At 60.0% G+C, this 23,531-nt stretch carries 19 protein-coding genes and 1 tRNA gene; 12 read left to right on the top strand and 8 right to left on the bottom strand.

The window, feature by feature from the left end; translation table 11 throughout:
* Nucleotides 1–246 precede the first annotated feature (246 nt).
* Nucleotides 247–735 (top strand): hypothetical protein, encoded by a 489-nt coding sequence (locus Q5H31_RS06435; protein ID WP_117717416.1) that lies wholly within the window; start codon nt 247–249, stop codon nt 733–735.
* Here the strand turns inward: Q5H31_RS06435 and Q5H31_RS06440 are convergent.
* The gene (locus tag Q5H31_RS06440; protein ID WP_007052467.1) at nt 708–1,235 is read right to left on the bottom strand and encodes a GNAT family N-acetyltransferase; all 528 of its coding nucleotides are present in this window, start codon (nt 1,233–1,235) and stop codon (nt 708–710) included. The genes Q5H31_RS06435 and Q5H31_RS06440 overlap by 28 nt on opposite strands.
* A gap of 133 nt (nt 1,236–1,368) precedes the next feature.
* Here Q5H31_RS06440 and Q5H31_RS06445 point away from each other — a divergent pair, with 133 nt between their 5' ends.
* Nucleotides 1,369–1,824, top strand: a complete 456-nt coding sequence (locus Q5H31_RS06445; protein ID WP_180374803.1) for a very short patch repair endonuclease — start codon at nt 1,369–1,371, stop codon at nt 1,822–1,824.
* Between the two features lie 30 nt (nt 1,825–1,854).
* Here the strand turns inward: Q5H31_RS06445 and Q5H31_RS06450 are convergent, their stop codons facing one another.
* A complete protein-coding gene (locus Q5H31_RS06450; RefSeq protein ID WP_007053899.1) occupies nt 1,855–2,910 on the bottom strand; it encodes a Gfo/Idh/MocA family protein in 1,056 nt (351 codons plus the stop codon).
* Between the two features lie 93 nt (nt 2,911–3,003).
* Here Q5H31_RS06450 and Q5H31_RS06455 point away from each other — a divergent pair, with 93 nt between their 5' ends.
* Nucleotides 3,004–4,227: a pyridoxal phosphate-dependent aminotransferase gene (locus Q5H31_RS06455; RefSeq protein ID WP_115768607.1), complete on the top strand. Its 1,224-nt coding sequence runs from the start codon at nt 3,004–3,006 to the stop codon at nt 4,225–4,227.
* A 177-nt stretch (nt 4,228–4,404) separates the two neighbouring features.
* A complete protein-coding gene (locus Q5H31_RS06460) occupies nt 4,405–5,373 on the top strand; it encodes a Ppx/GppA phosphatase family protein (protein WP_007052472.1) in 969 nt (322 codons plus the stop codon).
* A 15-nt stretch (nt 5,374–5,388) separates the two neighbouring features.
* Here the strand turns inward: Q5H31_RS06460 and Q5H31_RS06465 are convergent, their stop codons facing one another.
* Nucleotides 5,389–6,501, bottom strand: coding sequence for an endonuclease/exonuclease/phosphatase family protein (locus tag Q5H31_RS06465; protein ID WP_007052473.1), 1,113 nt, complete (start codon nt 6,499–6,501; stop codon nt 5,389–5,391).
* 255 nt (nt 6,502–6,756) lie between these two features.
* Here Q5H31_RS06465 and Q5H31_RS06470 point away from each other — a divergent pair.
* The 5 genes from Q5H31_RS06470 to Q5H31_RS06490 all read left to right on the top strand — a co-directional run bounded on the left by Q5H31_RS06470 (nt 6,757) and on the right by Q5H31_RS06490 (nt 10,643).
* A tRNA-Arg gene (locus Q5H31_RS06470) sits at nt 6,757–6,829 on the top strand.
* Between the two features lie 156 nt (nt 6,830–6,985).
* On the top strand, nt 6,986–7,390 hold the full coding sequence (locus Q5H31_RS06475; protein WP_014485406.1) for a GNAT family N-acetyltransferase: 405 nt from the start codon (nt 6,986–6,988) through the stop codon (nt 7,388–7,390).
* A 165-nt stretch (nt 7,391–7,555) separates the two neighbouring features.
* Nucleotides 7,556–7,984 carry a nucleoside 2-deoxyribosyltransferase gene (locus Q5H31_RS06480; protein ID WP_007052476.1) on the top strand — a complete coding sequence of 143 codons (429 nt, stop codon included), beginning with the start codon at nt 7,556–7,558 and terminating at the stop codon, nt 7,982–7,984.
* 167 nt (nt 7,985–8,151) lie between these two features.
* Nucleotides 8,152–8,658: a large conductance mechanosensitive channel protein MscL gene (gene mscL / locus Q5H31_RS06485; RefSeq protein WP_007052477.1), complete on the top strand. Its 507-nt coding sequence runs from the start codon at nt 8,152–8,154 to the stop codon at nt 8,656–8,658.
* A gap of 128 nt (nt 8,659–8,786) precedes the next feature.
* Entirely contained in the window at nt 8,787–10,643 is a 1,857-nt protein-coding gene (locus Q5H31_RS06490; RefSeq protein WP_032742369.1) for a long-chain fatty acid--CoA ligase, read from the top strand.
* A 140-nt stretch (nt 10,644–10,783) separates the two neighbouring features.
* Here the strand turns inward: Q5H31_RS06490 and Q5H31_RS06495 are convergent, their stop codons facing one another.
* From Q5H31_RS06495 to xseA, 3 genes are all read right to left on the bottom strand, one after another.
* Nucleotides 10,784–11,308, bottom strand: coding sequence for an NAD(P)H-dependent oxidoreductase (locus tag Q5H31_RS06495; RefSeq protein ID WP_065445237.1), 525 nt, complete (start codon nt 11,306–11,308; stop codon nt 10,784–10,786).
* Between the two features lie 123 nt (nt 11,309–11,431).
* Nucleotides 11,432–11,734, bottom strand: coding sequence for an exodeoxyribonuclease VII small subunit (locus Q5H31_RS06500; protein WP_007052480.1), 303 nt, complete (start codon nt 11,732–11,734; stop codon nt 11,432–11,434).
* A gap of 49 nt (nt 11,735–11,783) precedes the next feature.
* The gene (gene xseA / locus Q5H31_RS06505; RefSeq protein ID WP_007053905.1) at nt 11,784–13,154 is read right to left on the bottom strand and encodes an exodeoxyribonuclease VII large subunit; all 1,371 of its coding nucleotides are present in this window, start codon (nt 13,152–13,154) and stop codon (nt 11,784–11,786) included.
* A gap of 467 nt (nt 13,155–13,621) precedes the next feature.
* Here xseA and nrdD point away from each other — a divergent pair, with 467 nt between their 5' ends.
* The 3 genes from nrdD to Q5H31_RS06520 all read left to right on the top strand — a co-directional run bounded on the left by nrdD (nt 13,622) and on the right by Q5H31_RS06520 (nt 22,272).
* On the top strand, nt 13,622–16,030 hold the full coding sequence (gene nrdD / locus Q5H31_RS06510; protein WP_007052482.1) for an anaerobic ribonucleoside-triphosphate reductase: 2,409 nt from the start codon (nt 13,622–13,624) through the stop codon (nt 16,028–16,030).
* Nucleotides 16,031–16,177: 147 nt separating this feature from the next.
* Nucleotides 16,178–16,906: an anaerobic ribonucleoside-triphosphate reductase activating protein gene (nrdG, locus tag Q5H31_RS06515; protein WP_007052483.1), complete on the top strand. Its 729-nt coding sequence runs from the start codon at nt 16,178–16,180 to the stop codon at nt 16,904–16,906.
* 227 nt (nt 16,907–17,133) lie between these two features.
* On the top strand, nt 17,134–22,272 hold the full coding sequence (locus tag Q5H31_RS06520) for an acyl-CoA dehydratase activase-related protein (RefSeq protein ID WP_127052871.1): 5,139 nt from the start codon (nt 17,134–17,136) through the stop codon (nt 22,270–22,272).
* Nucleotides 22,273–22,434: 162 nt separating this feature from the next.
* On the opposite strand, the gene Q5H31_RS06525 is transcribed toward Q5H31_RS06520, so the two are convergent.
* Together Q5H31_RS06525 and Q5H31_RS06530 are read right to left on the bottom strand one after the other, a co-directional pair.
* Nucleotides 22,435–23,277 (bottom strand): hypothetical protein, encoded by an 843-nt coding sequence (locus Q5H31_RS06525; protein WP_013410695.1) that lies wholly within the window; start codon nt 23,275–23,277, stop codon nt 22,435–22,437.
* Nucleotides 23,278–23,280: 3 nt separating this feature from the next.
* Nucleotides 23,281–23,531, bottom strand: a 251-nt coding sequence (locus tag Q5H31_RS06530) for a hypothetical protein (protein WP_302457616.1), incomplete at its 5' end; no start/stop codon positions are given.

The following is a 23,531-nucleotide window of genomic DNA, read 5'->3' on the forward strand; positions in this document are numbered from 1 at the left end:
AAGCCCCCGCCTCCATCGCCACCCTCACCAAGGACGATCTCCTCAATCTGCTGGGGTGACAGAGCTTCTTTGTGCACTCCCCATCCCGATTAAGAACATGTGTATTCATGGGTTTGCGGATGTGTAGGTGAATGGTGAAAGTGTTTTTCGATATTTTTATATCGATATTCGATATATTATGATGGTGGCATACGGTGCAGTGCAGGTTCATCCATTGATATTGATATTGGATTAAGGAGCATAGCCATGAACGCTGGTATCGCATTCATTTCTCGTAAATCTCGCAAAACAGACGTCGCTTGGCGCTATGCCATTGCCGTGGCGCTTGTCGTGTGTTGTATTGGGCTCGCATATGTGGAGATTGTTGTGGCGCCGTGGTTTATCAATGAGGTGGTGTCTATGTTTCCGGAGACCACGTTGCTTAAAGAGCCGTCCATGTTCTGGGAATGGGCGATTCTGCTCGCCGTTCAGGCGACTTTGCTGTGCACGGCGGCCAAATTGGTGGTACCGGAGCGTCTGTTGGCTCAAGCAGCTGGACTGCTGGATATGATTCGTATCGTCGCGCTTATCGTCGTGTTTTCGGTAACCACTACCGGTAACATCACAATCTGCCTCATGAATTTCGGAACTCCGGGCTTTGTATATGGCGTGGCCCTATGCAGCCTCGCTGCGATCATCGCCATCATCGTGCTGCTGAAACGGCGGCGCTACAGCACCTGCTCCATGCCGATGTAATATGGAGTGAGTCCCATGCGTTCGTAGAAGGCTTGGGCTTTGGGGTTGCAGGCCCAGACGTTGAGCGTTACGTTGTGGCAGCCGGATTGACGGGCGAAGTCGAGCACGTAGCGATACAAGGTGGAGCCTACATGGTGGCCGCGGGACCGCTCGTCAACGCATAGATCATCGATGTACAGGGTTTTGATATCGGTCAGGATATTGCTGTTGAGGTGCTGCTGGAACACGCAGAATGCGTAGCCAAGCACTTGGTCGGTGGCGGGGGAGTCGGCGTTATGTTCGGCGTCATTGCCGTCATTGGCAGATGGCGCAACCGCCACGAACACAGGGGTCTGATCGTTGGCCAGAATCGCCTTCAATTCCTCGTCCGTGTATTTCTTGACACCGCCTTTGAACAGATCCGGTCGGCCGGCATGATGCACTTCGAGCACCTGCCGCAGCAGTTCGTCGATCTGGGGAATATCGGCCGCCGTGGCCCTACGAATCGTCATGTCATCCATTGAACTCAGTCTAATCGGGCAGTCTCGACCGGCAGATGATTGTTGCCCGCGATAAGAGACACGGACGGGCAAGATGGGTGATCGTTCGTTCAGGCTCTCATTCTCGCCGCAACGTCACGGTAGTCTGGAGTGCGTGAATCGCAAGAAACAGCCAGTGGAGAAGTATGAGCGGGGCACCCGTTCGTACACGATGTCGCATATTCGTGGCAAAGACACCAAAATCGAGGTGCTGGTACGCAGCTATCTGTTTCGCAAGGGTTTGCGATTCCGCAAGAACGACAAGCGTTACCCCGGCCACCCGGATGTAGTACTGCCGAAATACCACACCATCGTGTTCATCAACGGCTGTTTCTGGCACATGCATGAAGGCTGTTCCAAACATTCGATGCCGAAATCGAACGTGGAATTCTGGCAGGCGAAACTACTGCGCAATCACAATCGAGACATCGCGCAGCGAGCCGAACTGGAGGCCGCTGGCTGGCGTGTAATTACCGTATGGGAGTGCGAATTAACGAAAGCCGTGCGCGACGAACGCCTCGCACGGCTGTATGAGCAGATTGTTGAAGGAGATGCAGATTCAGCGGAATAATTTCAGCTCCCCTCTGGAGGGGAGCTGAAATCAGGATTCAAACGGGAACTTCAGGCCCCAACGGTCACGAATCGCATCCATCAGCTCCATGATGCGGATGGTGTCGGCGTGCGGCATCGCCTCGCATTCGATCTTGCCGTCCAGCAGCGCGTTGGCCGCATCGGCCACCTCATACTCATAACCGGTCAACTGCGGCGGCACCGCAATGCTGCGCACGGGCTTGTGGGCGTTGTCATAGATGTCGATGGACTCGGGATTGTTGATATTGGTGACCACCAGATAACCCTCGGTGCCCCACACATAGCCGCCGCGGTCGGAGGAAACCAGCATCGAACTGGTGGACACGGCCATCGTGCCGTCGCTGTAATACAACGTGGTGGAATTCTGCGCATCCACACCGGTTTCGGCGGGCACCATCGACGTATCGAAATGATCAAGTGTACGGCCATGGTCGGCGCCGACCGCCATATCCAGGAAGTTCAGCGGATACACGCCCACATCGAGCAGCGCGCCACCGGCACAGGCCGGATCGGTCATACGTGCCTTGCCGGACACCGGATAGCACAGGTTGGCGCTCGCCGCTTTCACCTCGCCGATCTCGCCGGACTCGATAACTTCGTTGATGAGCTTGCGGCTGGGCATGTAGCGCGTCCAGATGGCCTCCGTGCACAGCATGCCGGTTTCCTCGGCCACGGCCAGCGCCTCACGTGCCTGCCCGGCGTTCGCGGTGAACGACTTCTCCACCAGCACGTTCTTGCCGGCTTTCATACACAGGATCGCCTGTTCGGCGTGCAGACTGTGCGGGGTGGCGATATACACCAGATCCACATCCGGGTCCGCCACCAACTCCTCATACGATCCATAAGCCTTGTCAAAATGCCATTGGTCGGCAAAAGCCTGCGCGCGCGTAATATCACGGGCCGCTACCGCATACGGGTGAATCCATGAGGAATACAGTGAATCTTCAGCCATCTGGGTCAGGGTGCCGGCCATGGTGTGAGCTATGCGGCCCGCACCCAGAATCGCGACGTTGATTTTTTCGCCGCTGGCCTCGAACTCGGCGCGCTTGCCATTGAATCGACTCATTATTCCTCCTTGAATGCGGGTTGGTACACTCAATCGACCTACAGTGATTATAGAAGAAGAAACCTTGTCCCGTGAGGCGGATAGAACCGAAATATGGAAAACGAAGCAGCGCAGCAGCCCCAATCTCCGGCCGCGTCTCCAGTCATGTCCCGCCGAGCGCGTGAGGCCAATCCCTTCCGTGCCATGGTATTCGGCGAACAAGCAGACAAGATGATCGCCCAAGGTACCAGCGTCATCAAATTAAGCCTTGGCGAGCCCGATTTCGGCGCGCCGCCCGCCGTACGCGACGCCATGCGCGAACAGTACGACGGCCGGGCCCTGCCGTACACCGCCGCCATGGGCCTACCTGAACTGCGTCAGGCCATCGCCGACTTCTACCGCGAGCGTCATGACCTTGACATCGACCCCAAGCGTATCTGCGTGACCGCCGGCGGTTCGGCCGCTCTGCTGTTGGCCACCGCGCTGACCGTGGACCCCGGTGACGATGTGATTGTGGCCGACCCCTCCTACCCATGCAACCGCGAACTTGTGCGGTCGTTTGAAGGCCGGGTCATCGATGTGCCGACCTCGGTCGCCACCCGCTTCCACCTGACCGCCGACCTGTGCAGCCAGTACTGGACGAGCAAGACCAAGGCCGTAATGATCACGTCGCCGTCCAACCCCACCGGCACTACCATCGACTTCAACGTATTGGACGAGGTGTGCAAGTTGGCCGCCAGCCGCGGCGCATGGCGCATCGTGGACGAAACCTACCTCGACTTGGCTGACCGGGAGCCGGACGGTACCGAAGTCAAATCCGTGCTGGCCTGCGACCCCGATGCCATCGTATGCAACAGCTTCTCCAAGTTCTTCGGCATGACCGGCTGGCGCCTCGGCTGGGCGATTCTGCCGGACGAGCCCACTGTGCTGGAAGCGGTTGACGATCTGGCCACCAACTACTACCTGTGCGCCCACACGCCCACGCAACATGCGGCGCTCGCCTGCTTCACGCAGGAAAGCTTGGCGGAATGCGAAGCTCGTCGTCAGGAATTGCTGGCCCGTCGCCGCATTGTGATTGACGGGCTCAAGCGCATCGGTTTGCCGGTTGAGGTGGAGCCGAATGGCGCGTTCTACGCCTACTTCGACATCTCCCGCACTGGTCTGGATGCCTGGACGTTCTGCGAACGCGCGCTGGATGAAGCCCATGTGGCTCTGACTCCTGGCCGCGACTTCGGCGCGGCCACGGCGGATACGCATGTGCGCCTGAGCTATGCCGCCTCACGTGAGGCCCTGACCGAGGGGCTGGAACGTCTCGGAACGTTCGTCGAATCGCTGTGAACGGCGCGGCAGCCGGTGTGATTGTTGTACAGTAGTCGAGTTTGTGTGATGTTCGGCTGGCCTCACGGTGTTGGTTGCCGGCCGAACGACTCGCCATGGTGGCGCACGGCTGGCTGATTGCGATGGTCGGCCCGTTGTTCGGCCATCACGGGTTAGGTAAGGTCAGGAATAGGAATCATGGTCAATCTGCGTTCGCATACCACGCGACTTGGTGTGCTTGATATCGGTTCGAACACTATCCACATGCTTATCGTCGACGCCGCCCCCGGCGCTCGCCCTGACCCCGAGGCCAGCACCAAATCCACAGTGCGCCTGATGAAGTATTTAAAGGACGACGGCTCAATCAAGAAGTCCGGCATCGAGGCGATTCTGGAAGCCGTGTCCCAGTGCATGCGGCTGGCCGAGGAATACGAAATCACCCAGCTGCTGGTTATGGCCACCTCCGCCCTGCGCGAGGCGCCGAACGGCAACAAAGTGATTCACAAGATCGAGGAACTGATTGGTCAGGGCGTCACTGTGCTGTCTGGCACGGATGAGGCTCGCCTGACCTTCCTGGCCGCCCGCCGTTGGTATGGTTGGGATGCCGGCCGACTGCTGGTGCTGGACATCGGCGGCGGTTCGCTCGAAGTGGCGATGGGCTCCGACGAAGAGCCGACCGTAGCGCTTTCCGCCCCGGCTGGCGCGGGCCGCGTCACCACTGAATTTCTGCCTTCCGGCATGGCCACGCCCGACGAGTTGGAAGACGTGCGTAAGAACGTGCGCAAGATTCTGGAGCCGATGGTCAAGGTTTTCCCGCAATCCAAGCACCCGAATCATGCAGTTGGCACCTCCAAGACCTTCCGCTCGCTGGCTCGCCTGTGCGGTGCGGTGATGCGTGCGCCGGGCCGCGAAGATTCATGGATTATGACTCGTGAGCAGTTGGAAGACTGGATTCCTCGTTTGGCGGCGATCGCGCCTGAGCAGCGCGTGGCTTTGCCCGGCATCACGCCTGAACGCACGATGCAGATTGTGGGCGGCGGCGTGGTGGCCGACGAGATCATGAAGGCCCTGAATATTCAGGAAGTCGAGATCTGCCCGTGGGCGCTGCGTGAAGGCGCGATTTTGCGCTGGCTCGACCAATTCGGCCGCACCCGCCTCGGTTTCTAGTCCTATTGAGGGGAATCACCCAACCGCCACGGTAGCCAACAATGCCGCATGATCAGAGCCCTCGACTTTGACCACCTTGCATTGTCCGGCCTTCATGCCCTGATCAAGCACCACGTGGTCAATACCGGCGAACATTGGCACAGCCGCACGGTTCGTGGGCCATGAGAACGTAAACCCATGTCCGGATTCACGTGCGGCATCCACGAACCGGTCGCCAAGAAAATCACGGAATGGCGTGTGATCGTAAGTGGCGTTGAAATCGCCCATGAAAATATACCGTGTATCCGTATGCTCGCGCATCAGACCCAACTCATCCAGCGATCGCTTCCACTGCCGCCAGTAGCCGGGTACGGGAGCGGTGGTGTGCACGGATACGAATCGAATCTGCTGGCCACCCATATCCACCGTGCCGCCGGGCATGAATGAGGCGCTGGAATTCACGTCATCGTCGGTCGGATCGGCAAGTGGCGTGGCCGACCAGAGGCCGTTACCGAATACGCCGTCAGACGATGAGACCTGCGCATACGGCAGATAATGCTCAATACCAGCCTCATTGAGTTTTTTGACGAAATCCTCGGTGGTCTCCTGCAAAGCAAGCACTTCGACGCGCTGATCGCGAACCAGCTCGACGATGGCTTGCGGGTCGGCCTGCCCCTTATACACATTGAAGGTCATGACGCGCGCGTAGGCATCGCTGGTGTTGGGGGAGGCTGCGGCCACGGCGTTCTGCGCGGCTTGGGGGAGTGGATCGGTCGAGTAGAAGAACGGATATTGCCAATAGCCATTGCATGCGATTGCGGCGATGGCGATTAGTGCGGCAAGGATACGCCGCGACACGATGGCCAACAGCAGGGCAATCAAGCCAAGCAACGTGAACCATGGCGTTGCCGATACCACAATCGGCGCAAATGGCAGTTCCTGTAAATCGGCAGGCAGCGCGCGGGCGGCAGCGCCGGCAAGGGCAAGAAGCGCGAACATCGTGGCGAGAAAACCAAGCAGACGATGCCGTTTGTGTGGCTTCACGGCAGACTTGGATACTGGGCGTGCCGTGGCTCTGGCAGAGCGTGGCTTGGCAGCGGCGCGAGCTCGTACGCTTGCGCCTGTGGTAGTACTCCGTGCCTTTGCCATGCTGCCCTTTCCTCCGGCTTGTTTACTGTTACTTTGCTTTTCGTGCGATTTGCCACTGTACCGTGTACGGCTTGTCTTTCAGTGTCTTTTCGCCGTGCGCAAGAGCAGTTCGCACCAAACTGGCACGAAAGACCGGGCCATGACCTGATGTCGGGTTCCTCCATGTGGCTTGCTCAGGTTGCCGGATGGCTTGCGCAAGCTGCCACGCGAACATGATGCGACTGGGCGTGTGGCCGTGTACAATGAAACGTCGTTGCCCGAGTAGCTCAGTGGATAGAGCACCGCTCTCCTAAAGCGGGTGTCGTCGGTTCGAATCCGATCTCGGGCACTTGGCTTCGGAAACATGACGGTATCTCAGCCTCTATTCATCGGTGATGAGCCATGGGCATTAGGCATGTGTAAACGTATAGGTTCCACTATCCATCATCCCGTCGTGTGAAACTATGCAAAGACATGTGGGGCTTCACGGTTGTCGTGAGGGTCCATGGCTATCGAATGCACGGAAGAGAAGCGGTTTACTGTTGAGCAGGTTGAGGCGCTGTTCAAGTCGGTAGGTTGGGAATCGGCGCAGTGGCCGGAACGGTTGTTCAAGGCATTGCAGCATTCGGATACGGTGATCAGCGCATGGGATGGCGGCCATTTGGTCGGCTTGGTTCGCGTGCTCGACGATACCGAAATGGTGGCCTATATGCATTGGGTGCTGGTAGATCCGGCATATCACGGGCAGCATATCGGCAGCCATCTCGTTGAACTGGTCAAGGCTAAGTATCGCGACTACTTCTTGCTGGAAGTCATGCCTGAGGAAAGCAAAAACGCACCGTTCTACCAGAAGCATGGCTTCCACCTGATGGACGATGGCCGCGCCATGCAAATCGTCAATCGCGGCTGACGGGCTGGCAGTGCGGACGGCGCAAGAGCGGCGGCATGCGCCAATCGTGGGCAACGTACGTAGTCGTTGACGGTTATCCCGTAGCAATGTTCACAATACGACCCCTTGTCCATACAGTGAAAATAACGGCTGACGTTCGACGTTGCTGCGCTATGACTAGAGACCATGAGTGAAGACAAACAGTATGACTTCTATGTGGCCGGTCCGTTCTTTGATCCTGAACAAACGGCAAGTATGGAACGTTTGGAAAAGATATTGGAAGACCATGGCAAGGTACTGTTCAAGCCGCGGTTTGTCAGCCAGATCGAAGAAGTAGGCCCTGAAGGATGCTTTGCGGACGATATCCATGGCATTAATGCTGCTAAAGCCGTGGTCGCCAATCTTATGGACGAGGACCCGGGCACGATGTTCGAAATCGGATATGCGCATGCGCTGGGAATCCCGGTGTACGGCTATTTCGAAAACCTTACGCCAATGGATCGTGTCAATCTGATGATTGCGCAAGCGGTCGAACTGGTGTTCGTCGGTCCTGATGATGTGGCGAAATACTTGGAAACCGGCGAGCATACGGAAGTCGATTACATCCAGTTCTAAACAGCTCTAACAGGTTCTCTGCAAGCAGGGTTGGCGGCGTTCTCGTACATAGTCATGTACGGGAACGCCGCAGTGGTATAGGGATATTCCAACAAGCGGCATAATGGGGTCGTGGGAAAACCAGTCGGATACAAGTGAAGTGTCTGAATTTCGTAAGGAGTGCCGTTATGAGTAACCACAATCCCATGAATATTGCCACCGACTTTGCCAAGGCCACGGGAGGAACCGCTCGCAAAGTTGTTGCTTTGACCGATAAAGGTCCGTTGAATGGCTTTAAGAAATTCCTGTCGCGCGGATCGATGATTGATATGGCGGTAGGTGTGGTGATGGGCTCTGCCGTTACCGCTGTGGTCAATTCCATCGTCGACAATCTCATCAGTCCATTAATCGGCATGATTGGCGGCGTACCGGATCTTTCCGGACTGCTGACCATCACGTTCAACAACTCGACTGTTTCATTTGGTGCGATTCTTAACGCGCTGATTAACTTCCTGCTTGTTGGCGTGGCGGTGTATTTCTGCGTGATTTTGCCGATTAATAAGCTTCGTGATCTCACTGCTGCCCAGGATGAGGCTGACGCTGAAGAACAGGGGCCTAGCGTTGAAGAGCAGACTCTCGCCACGCTGCAGGAGATTCGCGACGAGCTGAAAAAGGCCAATAACTCCGCCGAGTAATCTGCTGAATGTACGGTGCGACAGATTTACCTGGTTTGCCCGAAATAACGGATTGCCGGGGCCATTTGGTCTGGACAATCCGTTGTTTCGCGCGTGTTTTGTAGCATCCGTGGAGTTACATGGGGAGTATGACTGAAAACATCGCTGATAAGGCCATAAACGATACTCGTATCGTCAAGCAGTTCACCAATCCCGTCAAGGAGCCGATTGACAGCGACATCAACCTGTTCGATCTGCTCGATAACCGCGCCAAGCGCGATCCCGAAGGTGCCATGATCGAATACAAGGGCGATGATGGCACTTGGCACCCGTACAGCGCCCAAGTATTCCGTGACATGGTCATCGACTTGGCCAAGGGCCTGGTCGGACTTGGTGTCAACAAGGGCGATTCAGTCGCCATCGTCTCGCGCACCCGCTGGGAATGGACCGCGCTGGATATGGCGATCATGTCCATCGGCGCGCTCACCGTGCCGGTGTACGAGACCAACTCCGCCAGCCAGGTCAGCTGGATTTTCAACGATTCCAAAGTCACGCTCGCCATCGCCGAAGATGACGGGCAGCGTGACAAGATCGAATCCGTGCGCGATGAGGTGCCCACCCTGCGCAACGTGTTCGTAATCGAGGCCGGCGGTCTGAACGCCATCAAGACCTACGGCGAAAGCGTCACCGACGCCGAATTCTGGGAATACAAGGAAGCCTCCCACGGCGACGACCGCGCCACCATCGTCTACACATCCGGCTCTACAGGCACCCCGAAGGGCGTGGAACTGACCCACCGCAACTTCGCCTTCCTGGTGCTTTCCGCGCTGCAGTACATGCCTCGTGCCGGCGCATGGCCCAACCGCCGTCTGCTGCTGTTCCTGCCCCTGAGCCATGTGTTCGCCCGATTCCTGGAATTCTTCAGTTTTGGCGGCACGATTTCGCTGGCCTTGAGCTCCAATATGAAGACGATGGTCAAGGACTTCGAGACCTTCGGCCCCACGCTGCTGCTTGCCGTGCCGCGTGTGTACGAGAAGGTCTACAATGCCGCCTCCCAGCGCGCCGGCACCGGATTCGCTGGCAAGATGTTCATGCGCGCCGCCGAGAACGCGCGCGAATGGTCCAAGGCCGAGCAGAAGGGTGAGCAGCTGCCGATTACCGGACGTATCGCCCACGCCTTCTATGAGCAGGTGGTGTACAAGAAGATTCGCACGATTTTCGGTCCGAACGCCGACTTCGCCATTACCGGCGGTGCCCCGATGGACTCTGAGCTTTCCCACTTCTTCAACGGCATCGGCATGCCGGTGCTTGAGGGCTATGGCATGACCGAAACCTGCGGCCCGGTGTGTGTGAGCTTGCCAGAGGACAACCGCATCGGCACCATCGGCATGCCGATGTGCGGTATCACCGCCGGCATTGCCGAGGACGGCGAGCTGGTGGTCAAGGGACCGCTGGTGTGCAGGGGCTACCACAACAACCCTGAGGTCACCACCCAGCAGATCACCGATGGCTGGCTGCACACCGGCGATTTGGGCGATATCTCCGAAGACGGCTTCATCTCCATCACCGGCCGTAAGAAAGACCTCATCATCACCGCCGGCGGCAAGAACGTGTCGCCGGGTCTGCTGGAGGCTTCCGTAATGACCTCGCCTGTGGTCAACCAGTGCTTGGTTATTGGCGATAAGAAGCCGTTCGTGGCCGCTCTGGTCACGCTGGATCTGGCGGATGCCAACAAATGGCTGGAATCCCAGGGCGCCAAGCCGGAACCCGATCTGGCCTCGCTGGCCAAGAACGCCATCGTTCATGCCGAGGTGGAGCGTGCGGTGAACGCCGCCAACGAGGGCGTTTCCCGCGCCGAGTCGATTCGTAAGTTCGAGATTCTGCCCGACGAATTCACCGAGGCCAACGGCATGCTGACCCCGAGCCTGAAGACCCGTCGCGCGCAAATCGTTGAGCACTATCGCGAGCTCATTGACGACGTGATCTACGTGCCGTTGAAGAAGTAGCTATCAACTCCCTCTGATCCAAAAAATAAGCTCTCTCTGACGAGGGAACTGTCAGCCGCAGGCTGACTGGGAGAGACCCTGCGGCTTGCCCGCGAAAAAACAACAGGGCCGGGTGCGACTTGCACCCGGCCTCAGCTTATTCAGTCCAAAATCGCCGAAACATAATCGGCGGCGGCCTGATTCAGCTCCGCATCGCCGATGGTGGCGGTGCCCTGCACCAGGAACGGCTCAGCATAGTTCATGCCGACCTTGTACGCCACGACCTCAAACGGGCTTAGCAGCTCCTCCATGGTGTGGCTGTACTCGCCGTCCTTGCGGTACTTGGCGGCGTCGGAACCAGTGGTGACCACCAGTTTGAGCTCCTTGCCCTTCAACGCATGGGCTCCGGCGTAGGCCCAGCCGGCGGTGATGACCTCGTCTTCCCATTCCTTGAGTAGCGCGGGGGAGGAGTACCAGTAGAACGGGAACTGAAGGATTACGCGGTCGGCAGCCTCCAGCAGCTCGTGCTCCGTGTCGGCGTTGACGGAGAAGTTCGGGTATTCGGCGTATTCGTCGCGCACGATGATGTCGTCCTCGCCCTGTGCGGCGAGTTCGGCGAGCAGGCGGGCGTTCACGCGCGAGCCGTCCTTAAGATGCGGATGGAATACAAGAATCAACGTTGACATGGGATTTCCCTTCTATAAACTGCTGCCAATGTGGCCTAATCACCACTATCGTATGCCGGGAAGCAGAACTCAGTCCAGTCCGGACTCAGGTGCGAGCCGCGGGATGCCGCGCCGGGAGGCAACTCAGTCGAGGTTGGACTGCGTGCCTGCGGTGGCTTCGTTGGCGGCTTGCTCGGCTTGTGCTTGGTCGAGCTTGGCACGGACGTCGTTGAGCAGACCCTGGGCGCGCTTAGCCAAGGCCTCGCCGATCTCCCATTGACGCATCGACTGGTCAAGATTGAGGCCGCCGGTTTCCAGTGCCTGGACAGCCTGAATCAGCTTGTCGCGCGCCTCCTCATATGGCATCTGGGCGATGAGCTCGCGTTCCTTGTCCGTCAGGGACGTGGCGGGGGTGTTCATGTCGGTGGATGTGGCGTTTTCGGTCATGATGTTCTCCTTATATATACGGTATATATGCGTGGCTGCGTATGGCGTGTCACGCGGTTGCGGATGTGGTGGTTGCGGTAATGACACCCTTCTTCAAGGTGACGGTGATGCCATCCCCAGGGCTTACCTGCGAAGCATCGTCTAGTACGTGGCCATCGGCGGACTGCACCACCGCATAGCCTCGGTTCAACGTGGATTGCGGGCTGAGTGCGGTCAGTGAGGCGTGAGCTCGCTCGACGGTGAGCTGGGCATCGTCCACGATGCGTCGCAGCCCGATATCGAGCCGTTGCAACGAGTCGTCAATTAAGCGCTGATGAGGCTCAAGCATGGTGTGCGGCTGTGTCAGGCTCGGGCGGTTCGCATATCCCTCGATAAGTCGAATCTCGTTCTCCACGCGCGAACGGACCCGCAGTCGCATACGGTCGATGGCACCTTCGATGAGCTGCGACTGCTCACGCACATCCGGCACCACGCGCTTGGCCGCATCGGTAGGGGTGGAGGCGCGCAGATCGGCGACCAGATCCAGCAATGTCCAGTCATCCTCATGCCCGATGGAGGAGATTAATGGTGTAGTGCAGGCATACGCCGCACGAACCACACGCTCATCCGAGAAACCGATGAGATCCTCAAACGAGCCGCCGCCACGGGCCACGATGATCACATCCACGCTCGGGTCGGCATCGAGTTGTGCAATGGCCTGAACCACCTCGGCCGGGCATTGCTCGCCCTGAACATGCACATGGACCACCTTGAAGGTTACGGAAGGCCAACGAAGGTTCACATTGGTGATCACATCGCCTTCCGCACGTGCCTGAGGTGCGCAAATCAGGCCAATAGTCTTCGGAAACTCCGGGAGAGGCAGTTTGTGATCGGCGTCGAACAGGCCCTCGCCCTTAAGCTGCTTGCGCAATTCGTCGATCATGGCCTTGAGGCTGCCACCGGCTCCGACCTTGAGAATCGTGTCCCCGCGCAACGACAGCGAAGTGCGCTTCATCCACAGGTTCGGTTTGCCGTGAATCACCACGCGGTCGCCCTGAACGAACTGGCTGGCCGCGGCCGCGAACCTGCCGAAGCCATTGACTTCCATGGCGATATCCTCGAAGTCGTCGCGCAGCGTGATGTAGGCCGAGCCGGCGCGACGGGTATTGATCTGCGTGATCTGGCCGGTGACCCACGCGGACGGCCATCGTTCCACGGCACCGTAGAACTTCTGGCTCAGCACGCTTACCGGCCACGGATTTTGCGCGGTGGTTTCAGCGGCGCGTGCAGGCAGCTGATCGATGGGGCGAGGCTCATTCGGCAGATTGATGGCGCCCCGATCGGGCGCGAAAGTGCCTTGACCCGGCTCAAAGCCAGACGAGGCCAGTGAAGCGGCGGTCGGTGGACGGCCGGTAGATGAGTAGCCCATTGCAGTAGTCATGCACTCCACTATAAGTGCGTTGGTTGATGACGGTAAAAATTTACCGTCGCCTGAAAACGGTGTGATGATGAATGCAAGAACCGTACGAAGCGATGTATCAGCCGATGATGGAGATGGTCTGGTGCATCAGAAGAAAGGAGTCATTATGGCGAAGAAACGGGTGCTATGAAGAGGAGTGAGATATGCGTTGCACTGACGATTGAGAGTCGTCAGTGAGCTCGCTGTGCGACACGCGAGCAGAAAACAGTTACGCTAATCACACACTTGTAGTTTTGGCGAAAAATAGCCGAAAAACCCTATAAATAGTTCGACACGCCACTGTTGAGCACTAGATATAGGGGTGGGGATGCCGTATTCTTCTAGAGGTTCAAGAAAACGATATCAATGTAATTTCGTGTGGCCCACGTCGAGTGCGGCCAAAATGCGGAACTCAGGAGAGTGTTCGCCTTATAGGAAAGGGGTGCCCGATGGGCGCACAGGTGCTGGAGGAAACCGTCACCGATAACGAGACCAAGGTGGCCGCCAAGGCCTCCACCGTGCTCGTTGAGAAGCGTGATGGTCGTGTGGTCGACTTCGACCCCATCAACATCATCTCTGCGGTCAAGTCTGCTTTCGGCGACCTGAACAAGGAAGTCGGCCCCGAAGAAGATGCCATGATCCGTGGTTTCGCCAACCAAGTCGAAGGCGAAATCAAGGGGCGTTACACCGGCCCCGCCAAAATCGAGGACATCCAGAATCTCGTGGAGCACGCCCTCATTGACGCCCACCTGTACGATGTGGCTCGCGCCTACACCAATTACCGTCTCGACAAAGACATTCAGCGTGCCAAGGCCACTGATGTCAACGAGGCCGTTGCTCGCTTCATTAATCATGACCCGACCCTGATTCACGAGAACGCGAACAAGGATTCCAACGTCTACTCCACCCAGCGTGATCTGCTGGCCGGTGCCGTGTCCAAGGCCGCCGCGTTCAACATGCTGCCGCCGGCGGTGTCCAACGCCCACATGAAGGGCGACATTCACTTCCACGATGCCGACTATTCGCCGTTCACTGCCCAGTCCAACTGCTCCTTGCCGAACTTCTGGGACATGTTGGCCAATGGCTTCACTCTTGGCAACGCTCCGATGGCTTCCCCGAAGTCCATCGCCATTGCGGCCACCCAGATTACCCAGATCATGAAGGACGTGGCCTCCAGCCAGTATGGTGGCCAGACCGCCAACCGTGCCGACGAGCATCTTGCCCAGTATGCCAAGAAGGATTACGAGAAGTTCCTTGAGGAAGCTCGTGAGACCATCCCCGACGGCATGCCGGTTGAATTCGCCCGTCGTCAGGTCGAGAGCGCCAAGAAGAACGAGCCCGCCAAGCTGCATTTCGGTTCCCGTGAACCGCTGCCGATGGACACCCCGTTCCACACCGACGTTGACGAACTTGAGCAAGAGCGTGAAATCCTCGCCAAGATTCGTACCCGCAAGGCCATCTATGATGCCATGCAGACCATGGAATACCAGATCAACTCCAACCGTGTGTCCAACGGCCAGACCCCGTTCGTGACTGTCGGCTTTGGTCTCGGCACCGACTGGTTCTCTCGTGAAGTGCAGCGCGCAATCCTGCTGAACCGTATTCGCGGCCTCGGCAAGGAACACCACACCGCCATCTTCCCGAAGCTCGTCTTTACTGTGAAGCACGGCGTGAACGCCGACCCGGGTGACCCGAACTACGATCTGAAGCAGCTTGCCCTCGAGTCCGCCACCAAGCGCATGTACCCGGATGTGGTGTTCTACGAGAACATCGTCAAGATCACAGGCTCCTTCAAGGCTCCGATGGGTTGCCGCTCCTTCCTGCAGGGTTGGATCAACCCGGAGACCGGCAAGGATGAAGAAGACGGCCGTATGAACCTCGGCGTGGTCACCGTCAACGTGCCGCGTATCGCCATCGAATCCCACGGTGACAAGGCTCGCTTCTGGAAGCTGTTCGACGAGCGTATGGAAGTCGCCCATCAGGCCCTCCAGTTCCGCATCATGCGCTGCAAGGAAGCCACCCCGGTCAACGCCCCGACCCTGTTTCGCTTTGGTGCGTTTGGTCGTCTTGGTGCCAACGACAACGTGGACCAGCTGTTCAAGAACGAGCGTGCCACCGTGTCGCTCGGCTACATCGGCCTTGCCGAGACCACTGCGGTCTTCTATGGCAAGAACTGGATTCGCGACCACGGCTGGGATCCGGAAGGCAAGGAGTTCGCGCTGTCCATCGTCAAGCGCATGAACGAGCTGTGCAAGCAGTGGAGCAAAGCGGAGGGTTACCACTATTCCGTGTACTCCACTCCGGCTGAATCCCTGACCGACCGCTTCAACCGCATGGACCGTGAAAAGTTCGGCCGTATCGAAGGCGTGACTGATCACGACTTCTACACCAACTCCTTCCACTACCCGGTGTGGTTGCAGCCCACTCCGATGGAGAAGCTCAGCTACGAGAAGGACTTCCCGTACTACGCTTCCGGCGGCTTCATCAACTACTGCGAGTACCCGTGCCTGCAGGACAACCCGAAGGCGCTCGAAGCCGTGTGGGATTACGCCTACAACATCGGCATCGGCTACCTGGGCACCAACACCCCGATCGACCACTGCTTCGTGTGCGGCTTCCAGGGCGACTTCGAGCCGACCGAGGAAGGCTTCAAGTGCCCGGAGTGCGGTAACTCCAACCCGGACAAGTGCAACGTCACCAAGCGCACCTGCGGCTATCTCGGCAGCCCGGTCCAGCGCCCGATGGTGCACGGCCGTCACGAGGAAATTGCCCACCGAGTCAAGCACATGAGCGGCGAAACCGGTCGTGTGACGCTGGATGACGGAACCACTCGCGAGTGGTTCGAAGAGACCAAGTAGGGTTTATACTTGCTCCCGCTGACGGGAGCTGTAGAGCGTAAGCGAGACTGAGGGCGGTCATCCTTTATGGTGTTGACCACCCTCAGTCCGTCTGATGACGGACAGCTCCCGCCAGCGGGAGCTAATGCTTTCCGTAAGGAGGGAATCATGCCGGAGCTGCATACGACCAAGCCCGAACCCAAGCGCCATGACTTTGCGGCCGGCGAGACCGGGCGTGGCCCCTCCGTACCCTCCAACGGTCTTGCCAACGATCCGAAAGCCGGTCAATGGGATGGCCGGCGCATGTCCAAGCGGATGATCGCCGACTACAAAACCTTCATTGTCACCGACGGAGAAGGCGTGCGCAACTCCCTTTACGTCTCCGGTTGCCCCTTCCACTGCGTCGACTGCTTCAACGCCTCCATCTGGGATTTCCAAGCCGGCCACGAATACACGCAAAAACTTGAAGACAAAATCATCGAAGATCTGAAAGCCCCATGGGTGCAAGGCATTACGTTCCTTGGCGGCGAGCCATTCCTCAACACTCCCGTGCTGGTGCCGCTCGCACAACGTATCCGCCAGGAATTCGGTCATACCAAAGATATCTGGTCGTGGACCGGCTACACATGGGAAGAACTCATGCGCCCCGGAGAAACCCCAGACAAGCTTGAATTGCTACATCTCATCGACATTCTCGTCGACGGCCGCTACCTCAGAGACCAGAAGGACTCGCTGCTGCAATTCCGCGGCTCCAGAAACCAGCGCATCCTCGATGTGCCCAAGTCTCTGGAAGCCGGCGAACCGGTCATCTGGGCCAAGCTCCACGATCAAGAACGAGATATCCCCGAAATCTATTTGAAAGACCGCGAAGCCGGCGAAGGCCAACAGGCCTCGTAGTAGCAGTTCTGGAATGCCGCACTCAGCAATATCGTTGGAACTGTTGGGAAAAGGCCTTCCCGTGAGCGAAATCGCCTCGCCTCGTGCCATGTTGGGCAGGTGGTCGGACTAATATTCCATAAGAAGTAGCCGGGCGAAGCCGTCCGCAGGGTATCTGCCAGCCGTCCCGAAACGGTTCATGATGCCTCAAAGCGTGCACTCCCGGAAGTCGGAATTAAGAGGAACACATGGTTGACATCGCCACTGACGCGAGCGTAAAGCCCGCTTCACACCCGAAGCCCCTGCGTGTGGGATTGGACATCGGTTCCACCACCGTCAAGGCCGTGGTGCTTGATCAGTCCGATTCCCTGGGAGACACCCTCTTCTCCGATTACCGACGCCACCACGCCAACGTGCGTGCCACCGTGGCCGGCCTGTTGGTCGACATCCACAAGAAGCTTGTGGACCTCGGACGCGGCGACGAACCGATTCGCCTGTCTATCACCGGTTCCGGCGGTCTGGCGCTTGCTGACAATCTGCATGTGCCTTTCATTCAGGAGGTCATCGCCGAAACCGAGGCAATCGACAAGGAATACCCGCAGGCCGATGTCATCATCGAGCTCGGCGGCGAGGACGCCAAAATCACCTACCTGAAACCCACGCCCGAACAACGCATGAACGGTTCGTGCGCAGGTGGTACCGGCGCGTTCATTGACCAGATGTCCACGCTGCTCGACACCGACGCCGCCGGCCTCAACGAGATGGCCAAGAGCTACGAGAACCTGTATCCAATCGCCTCGCGTTGTGGTGTGTTCGCCAAAACCGATTTGCAGCCGCTCATCAATGATGGTGCCGCCAAGCCCGATTTGGCCGCCTCCATCTTCACCGCAGTGGCCACGCAGACCATCGCCGGCCTGGCTTCCGGACGCCCGATTCACGGCACCGTCATCTTCCTCGGCGGCCCGTTGTTCTTCATGTCCGAGCTGCGCGCCGCATTCCAGCGCGCGCTTGAGGGCAAGGTCGACGAATTCATCGTGCCGACCGACGCCCACTTGTACGTGGCCTACGGTTCGGCATTGCAGGCCGACATAGACTCCGACGATCAGGGCAATTATTTCGAGGCCCACACGTGCGACGATATCCTGAAGCGTCTGGACGAGCTGAAGAACCTGCCTTCCAACACGCCCACCATGCCGCCGCTGTTCCCCACCGAGGCCGATCGCGAGGACTTCAACAAGCGCCACCACAAGGAACACATCCACATCGGCACCCTTGAAGGCGCGCACGGCCCGCACTTCCTGGGCATCGACGCTGGTTCCACCACCATCAAGGCCACGCTCGTCAACGACGACCGTGAAATCGTCTGGTCCAGCTACGCCAACAACGAAGGCAGCCCGCTGACCGCCGCCATCAACATCGTCAAGAAGATTCAGTCTGAGCTGCCCGAAGGCGCGTGGATCGCACGCTCCTGCGCCACCGGATACGGCGAAGGCCTCATCACCACCGGACTGCACTTGGACGAGGGCGTGGTGGAGACCATGGCCCACTATCGTGGCGCCGAAATGGTCAGCCCCGGCGTCACCGCCGTCATCGACATCGGCGGCCAGGATATGAAATATCTGGCCATCACTGACGGTGTCATCGACTCGATCGCCGTCAACGAAGCCTGCTCGTCCGGCTGTGGTTCGTTCCTGCAGACCTTCGCCATGTCCATGGGCCTGACGATTCAGGAATTCACGCAAAAGGCTTTGGCATCCACCCATCCGGTGGACCTCGGTTCGCGTTGCACCGTGTTCATGAACTCCTCGGTCAAGCAGGCGCAGAAGGAAGGCGCCTCCATCGAGGACATCGCTGCCGGCCTGTGCTACTCCGTGGTGCGCAACGCCCTGTACAAGGTCATCAAGTTGCGTGATTCCGGCGAACTCGGCGACACTGTGGTGGTCCAGGGCGGTACGTTCCTCAACGACGCCGTGCTGCGCGCCTTCGAACTGCTCACCGAACGCGAAGTCACCCGACCGAACATCGCCGGCCTCATGGGCGCGTTCGGCGCGGCCCTCACCGCCCGCATGCACTACGAGGACATCGCGGACGACGACAACGCGCACGTCGGCGCGGACGGGCGTTCCGTCGACGCGGCGGCGGCTGAGGAGTCCGCCGCCGGCGACGAGCCGAACGCCGCCGCGCACGCCGGCGAAATCGTCGTCGACGGCGTGCGCCACACCGTCTCGTCAATCCTCACCGGCGAAGCCCTCAACGAAATGTCGATGACCACCGAACGCGACGTGTGCAAGCTGTGCCAGAACCACTGCAAGCTCACCATCACCACGTTCTCCGACGGCTCCCGCTTCGTGACCGGCAACCGTTGCGAACGCGGCGGCGATGCCAAGAAGAAACGCTCCGACCGTCCGAACCTGTACGACTACAAGTACAAGCGCTGCTTCGCCTACCGCCGCCTCACCGACAAGAACGCCACCCGAGGCGAGATTGGCATTCCGCGCGCGCTCAACATGTACGAGAACTACCCGTTCTGGTTCACGCTGCTCACCTCGCTCGGTTTCAAGGTGATGATCTCCGGCCGTTCCAGCCACGAACTGTTCGAAACCGGCATCGAATCGATCGCCTCCGAGAACATCTGCTACCCGGCCAAGCTCGTGCACGGCCACATCAAATGGCTTCTCAACAAGGGCATGAAGACGATCTTCTACCCGTGCGTCAGTTACGAGGACAACCTCGTGCCCAACACGGACAACCACTACAACTGCCCGGTCGTCGCCAACTATCCGCTCGTCGTCGGCGCGAACATGCCCGAACTGCGTGACCCCGACGTGCGCTACATGCACCCGTACTTCAACCTCGCCAACCACGAGCTCATGGTCGACCGTATCGTCGAGGAGTTCGCATGGGCGAGCGTCAGCCGCGAAGAGGCCGAAACTGCTGTCAAGGCCGCCTACGCCGAAGACAAGGTCTTCAAACACGACGTCCAGCAGGAAGGCCTCAAAGCCCTCGCCTACATGAAGGAGCACGACTGCCGCGGCATCGTGCTTGCCGGACGCCCCTACCACATCGACCCGGAAATCAACCACGGCATCCCCGAAACCATCTGCGCGCTCGGCATGGTCGTCCTCTCCGAGGATTCGATCTGCGAACTGCAGCCGGGGGAGAAGCTCGACCTGACCGACTTCCTGTCCGAAGGCGAAGAGGACCCGCGCAAGAAGAACGCGAACGGATTCCGCCACGTCGACGACCGCAAGGTCACCGTCAACCGCATGCCGTTGCGCGTCACCAACCAGTGGGCCTACCATTCGCGCCTCTACGCGGCCGCGCACTTCGTCGCCTCCTATCCGGGCCTCGAACTCGTGCAGCTCAACTCGTTCGGCTGCGGCCTCGACGCCATCACCACCGACCAGGTGGCCGAGATCCTCGCCGACAAGGCCGACGTGTACACGCTGCTCAAGATCGACGAGGTCTCCAACCTCGGCGCGGCGAAGATCCGCCTGCGCTCGCTCAAGGCCGCCGTCGAGGAACGCGAGGCGAACAAGGCGCGCATGGCCAAGGCCGCGCTCGCCACGTCCGACGAGTCCGGTTCCGCCGAGTCCGACGCCCCGCGCAACGCGGCTCACGCCGCCGCGCAGGCCGCCGCCCGCAAGGCGCAGGAGCAGGCCGAATCCGATCTCGCCACCGCGCAGGCCGCGCTCGCCGAAGCGCAGGCCGCCGTCGCCGCCGCCGAAGCGAAGGTTAAGGCCGCCGACAGGCCCGTGGACGCGGCCGATGCCGGCAGCGACGCCGCCGCCCCCGCGAACGCGCCGAAGTCCACCGGATTCCGCAAGACCGGCTCCAAGGCGCCCACGCCGGGCCGTCAGGTCCTGCTCGACGCGACGATGGCCGCGAACCCGAAGCTCACCAAGGCGATGCGCGACGCGTCCAAGCGCGCCGCGAAGCGCGACATCGCCGATGTGCGTCTCGCCGCGCTCGGCGACGGCACCACGAACGATGCCGCGAACGCCAAGTCGAAGTCCGCGAAGTCGAAGTCCGGCCACAACAACGCGACCATGTCCCGTTACGCGCACCGTGAGAAGTTCGTCAAGGACATGAAGAAGGACTACACGATCGTCGCCCCGCAGATGAGCCCGATCCACTTCTCCCTCGTCGAATCGGTGATCCGCTCCGGCGGCTACAAGTTCGACATCCTCAAGCACGCCTCGCGCGAAGACGTGGAGACTGGCCTCAAATACGTGAACAACGACGCCTGCTATCCGGCCATCATGGTCATCGGACAGCTCATCGACGCGATTCTCGAAGGCAAATACGATCCAGACAAGGTGTGTCTCGCGATTACGCAGACCGGCGGCATGTGCCGAGCCACCAACTACTTCGGCCTGATCCGCAAGGCCCTGATCGACGCGGGTTACCCGCAGATCCCGGTCATCGCGATCTCCACGCAGGGCCTGGAGGACAATCCGGGCTTCAAGGTGACGCCCGCGCTGCTGCACCGCACCGTCAAGGCGCTGATCCTCGGCGACCTGCTCATGAAGTGCCTGTACCGCGTGCGCCCGTACGAGGTGGAGAAGGGCGCGGCGAACCGCCTGTACGAGCAGTGGGACGTGATCGTGCGCGAGGCGCTCGAACACCACGGCTTCTCGAAGACGGCCGCGAAGACCCCGTGGCTCAAGCGCCGCTACCTGCCGTACCCCGTGCTCGCCCGAGAGATCGTGAAGAGCTTCGACGCTCTGCCGTTGAAGGACGTGCCGCGCAAGGTGCGCGTCGGCGTGGTCGGCGAGATCCTCGTCAAATACCAGCCGGATGCGAACAACCATGTCGTCGACGTCATCGAATCGCAGGATTGCGAGGCCGTGGTGCCCGGCATCATGGAGTTCATGACCACGCGCCCGTACATCACCGACTGGAACGAGAAGTATCTCGGCACCGGCGGCAACAAGACGTTGTACGCGCTCATGCGTTGGAGCCTCGACCGCTACAACGCGCCGATCAAGGCGGCCATCGCCACCTCTCACGGCAAGTTCAAGCAAGACGATCCGATGCCCGAACTCGTCGAGAAGGCTGCCGAGGTCACGTCGATCGGCGTGCAGGCCGGCGAAGGCTGGCTGCTCACCGCCGAGATCCTCGAGCTTATCGAACAGGGATGCCCGAACGTGATCTGCGCGCAGCCGTTCGCCTGCCTGCCGAACCATGTGACCGGCCGCGGCATGTTCGGCAAGATCCGCCGCCTGCACCCGGAGGCCAACATCGTGTCCATCGACTACGATCCGGGCGCCTCCGAGGCGAACCAGCTCAACCGCATCAAGCTGATGATCGCGGCCGCGAAGAAGGCGCACAAGGCGAAGTTCGCCGACGGCGACGAGCCGCAGGGCTTCACTGCCGCCGACTGACCTCAAACCGACGTCCAACCGACGCCCGGTCGGCACCAGACCGGCGCAGACCGGGCAAACCGGTCTGCGGCCTACGACAAGGCGGGTGTCCCATTCCGTATGGAACGGGACACCCGCCTTATTCGTTCTGGTGCTTTTCGGCCGGCACCGGTCACACCCGTCCTACCCGAGCCTGCCTGCCGTGAACCGGTACAGCGCGTCCCATGGCAGGTCGGTCACGTCGATCGCTTCGGCGCGCTGGCTCACGAGCTCGTCGTAACGTTCCGACCGCATCTGCGCCTTCACGTTGCCGCGCACCTCGTCCAGCGGAGCCTTCCCGTCGACGCCGTCCTTTGTCCAGTCGTGCTCGTCGTAGTAGCGTCGCACCTCGTCGTCGGACAGGCTCATGCCGGGGTTCGACTCGTCGCCCGTATAGGCGTTCTTCAACGCGGACAGTTCGTAGCTCAGGTAGCTGTCGATGTCGAAGCCGGTACGGCCGTAGACGATGCCGCCGTCCGATTTCAGTTCCGCGTTGCCGCTGTTCACGGCCTCCATGCGCGCGACGATGCTCGCATAGGAGTCGTCGGCCACCTGCCCGAGATCCACGCCGATGAGGTACGCGGCGTGCCGACGTCGCAGTTCGTCGATGGCACGGCTCGCGAGCCAACGGCACGGGACCTCGCCGTCGTGCGCCTTATCCCAGCCGTCCTCGGCCGGGTCGACGCCGTACGTCTGCCGAAAGTACAGCCGCGCCGCGCCGTGTTGCGCCTTGAGCGCCGCGACGTACTCCTTGCGTTCGATGACGGTGTCGCCGAAGACGATGGTGGGGAACATGTCGGAATCCTCGCTTGCATTGGAGCCGGTATCGGAGCCGATGCCGGCGGATGCGCCCGCGCCCGCAGGCGTGCCTGCGGGCGCGAAGGCGCCGTCGCCGTGCGTGACGACGGCGACGGTCAATGTGACGAGCAGGACCGCCGCCACCGCGACTGCGGCGATGGCGGCGGCGAACCGGTGCCTACGTGGCATCGGTCACCTGCGGCGACGGGCCGCGGCGGCCAGTCCGATGCCGGCGGCCGCGGTCAGCGCGACCATCGCGGCCGCGCCGGCCACGTCGGCGCCGGTGGCGGTCAGCTTGCCGCCGGTGGTCGCGCCGTCGCTGCCGGAACCGGTGGAACCGTTGCCGGAACCGGTGGAACCGTTGCCGGAACCGGAACCGTTGCCCGTGCCGGAACCGTTGCCCGTGCCGGAACCGTTGCCCGTGCCGGAACCGTTGCCCGTGC

The sequence above is a fragment of the uncultured Bifidobacterium sp. genome (assembly GCF_959020155.1).
GTDB lineage: Bacteria > Actinomycetota > Actinomycetes > Actinomycetales > Bifidobacteriaceae > Bifidobacterium.